This window comes from Streptomyces sp. NPDC047130, from assembly GCF_040643475.1.
GTDB lineage: Bacteria > Actinomycetota > Actinomycetes > Streptomycetales > Streptomycetaceae > Streptomyces.
The window spans coordinates 1-2164 of the sequence record NZ_JBEYUK010000069.1 but is presented as its reverse complement, the minus strand read 5'-3'; the positions used below and the strand labels follow the sequence as shown (position 1 = coordinate 2164).

Annotated in this window: 2 protein-coding genes and 1 pseudogene; all 3 read left to right on the top strand. The window is 69.7% G+C overall.

Annotated elements, in window-relative coordinates; genetic code table 11:
- Positions 1-678: 678 nt before the first annotated feature.
- Complete coding sequence (locus tag ABZ836_RS30435; protein ID WP_361147611.1) at positions 679-1290, top strand: hypothetical protein; 612 nt, start codon at positions 679-681, stop codon at positions 1288-1290.
- 187 nt (positions 1291-1477) lie between these two features.
- Positions 1478-1816, top strand: coding sequence for a hypothetical protein (locus ABZ836_RS30430; protein WP_356139023.1), 339 nt, complete (start codon positions 1478-1480; stop codon positions 1814-1816).
- A gap of 13 nt (positions 1817-1829) precedes the next feature.
- Positions 1830-2164 (top strand): annotated as a pseudogene (locus ABZ836_RS30425) (DUF4246 domain-containing protein); the annotation flags it as partial.

Genomic DNA, 2164 nt, shown 5'->3' with positions numbered 1-2164 from the left:
TGACACCGGAGCGGGTAGAACTGCTGTCCGCAATCGGCATGCGATGGACCTGATGGTGGGCGTCGCCGACACCACGGCCGCCGCGCTCAAGGCCGACTACCCGCCGCTGTCTTGAGTCCTGCTGAGGCCTGTGGGAGAGCGACTGGGCGGCCGATCAAGTCCGCTTCACCGGCGCGTGAGTCCGGGGCGGCACCGGACGGCAGGCCGTCGTCGTCCTGGCCCACGCCGTCACCGAGCCGAGCACCAGCTGGCGCATCATGCGCGGCCCGGCCACCGAGACACAGACACCCGCGCTCCTTCACATGGCTCACCGACCTGTGACAGGCACTGTCGTGTTCCTGGCAGTAGCGCTGCGGACCGGGGACCACAGGAAACTCCGCAGAAGAGGCAGCCGTGGAGGGAGTGCTCCCCCGTGTCCCGTCACCCGCGTCTACCCACCCGGTCCCCGCAGGACAAAAATGCAGTCCTCCACCACAAAAGAACAAAACAGGCCTCTGACCACCGGCACACAGCGACCTGCCCCGCGAGGGGTGCGGATCCAGCGCCCCGTGTGTGACGAGTGCGCATCGAACCGTTGCTCGTCCCCAGGGGCGGCTTTACGTTGATGGTGACTGCCGCTCCTGGCCGGGCTCCCACCACGGCGTGTCGCGGCAACTCTTCTCCCGGTGGAGGACGCACATGGCCGGTTCTGGTTCGACGTACCAAGACGCCGCTGCACGGCAGCCCGGCCGCACCCGCCTGGGGTCGCGGCTCGCTGCTCTCTTCGCGGCCGCCGGTCTCCTGGTCGCCGCGTTCGTCTTCGCCCCCGCGGCCGGCGCCTCCACGCAGCGAGGTCTGCTCGACCTGACGTGCACGGTGCCCAGCAGCGAGGCGACCACGTACAAGCCGCCCTTGACACTGACCTCGCAGGACGTCACCTTCTCCTCCACCGTCCAGTACGGACCGTGCGTCTCCCTCAGCCGTCCCGAGATCAGCTCCGGCTCCCGGTCGCTGCAGGTCCTCACCCCTGACCGGTCCTGCCTCACCCTGCTGGAGACCGCGGTATCCGACTTCACCATCACATGGAACACCGGCCGGACCAGCACGGTCTCCGGCCATCGGACCGCCACTGTCGTCGGCGCGGCCCTGGTGGTCACCGTCACCGGCAACGTCACCTCCGGAGTGTTCGCCGGAGACAGCGTCGTCCAGACCAGCACCGGCCCCGCGACCGACATCCTCGCCTGCACCCTCGGACTCGGCAGCGTCGACAGCGTCTACTCCACCGTCACCCTGGAGATCACCTCCCTCTGATCCGCGCGGAACAGCCGTCACCGCCGGCCGCCGCCGTCACTCAGAACGCCGCTGCGGCCACTCACCCGTCGGCGCGGCCAGGCACCGGCGACCGGGCCTCGCGCCCGTCACGTCCATCACGTCCGGAACGATCACATTCCCCTCGACGGGCACGTACTCCAGCCAGGAACTCCTCGGCTCCTCCGCGGTGGCCAACGTGGTCCACCGGCCGGTCGGTCCCACCAGCGCTCTACAGGCCGTCCGGACCACGACCAAGGTCGACGGACAGCTCGTCAACACCTTCACCGGTTCGGTCACCACGGGAACCTTCCAGACGGCGGCGGTCGTGTGGACCATCACCCATGTCTCGCTCGGCCGGCAGCGGCACGGCAGAAGCGGTGGGGCGCCCGCGGGCGTGACCGTCTCCAACGGAGAGAGCCGCCTGGCCGTCCTCGCTCCCATGCTCACCGCACTGGCCGCCGAGTACCGCGACCTGCCCCCCTGTCGGTGCCCCACAGTAGTGTTCGGGCCGTCGCATCCACCGTGAGGACCGAGCGAAATTGACCGAGCTGTCTGCCTTCCCCCTGCCCTTCTCCGCCCATCACCACTACGGGGAGCCCCGCACCCTGCGGGAGCTCCAGATGCTGCAGTGCAGCGCCCACATCCGTTCGAAGCCCGAGTGGCACGTCAAGATGCACGACCCCGAGGTCGTCGCCCGCTGGACGCGCGAGGCCGTCGAGCAGGGCATGACCGAGGCGCAGACCCGGTACGTCCTCGCCGAACTCGCCCGGTACGCCGCGCTGCGCGACGCGGCGACCGGCATCGAGGTGTCCGCCGTGGACGGCGTGTGGCACTCGGACACCCTCGTCGACGACGGGCTCCGGACCAGGCTGCG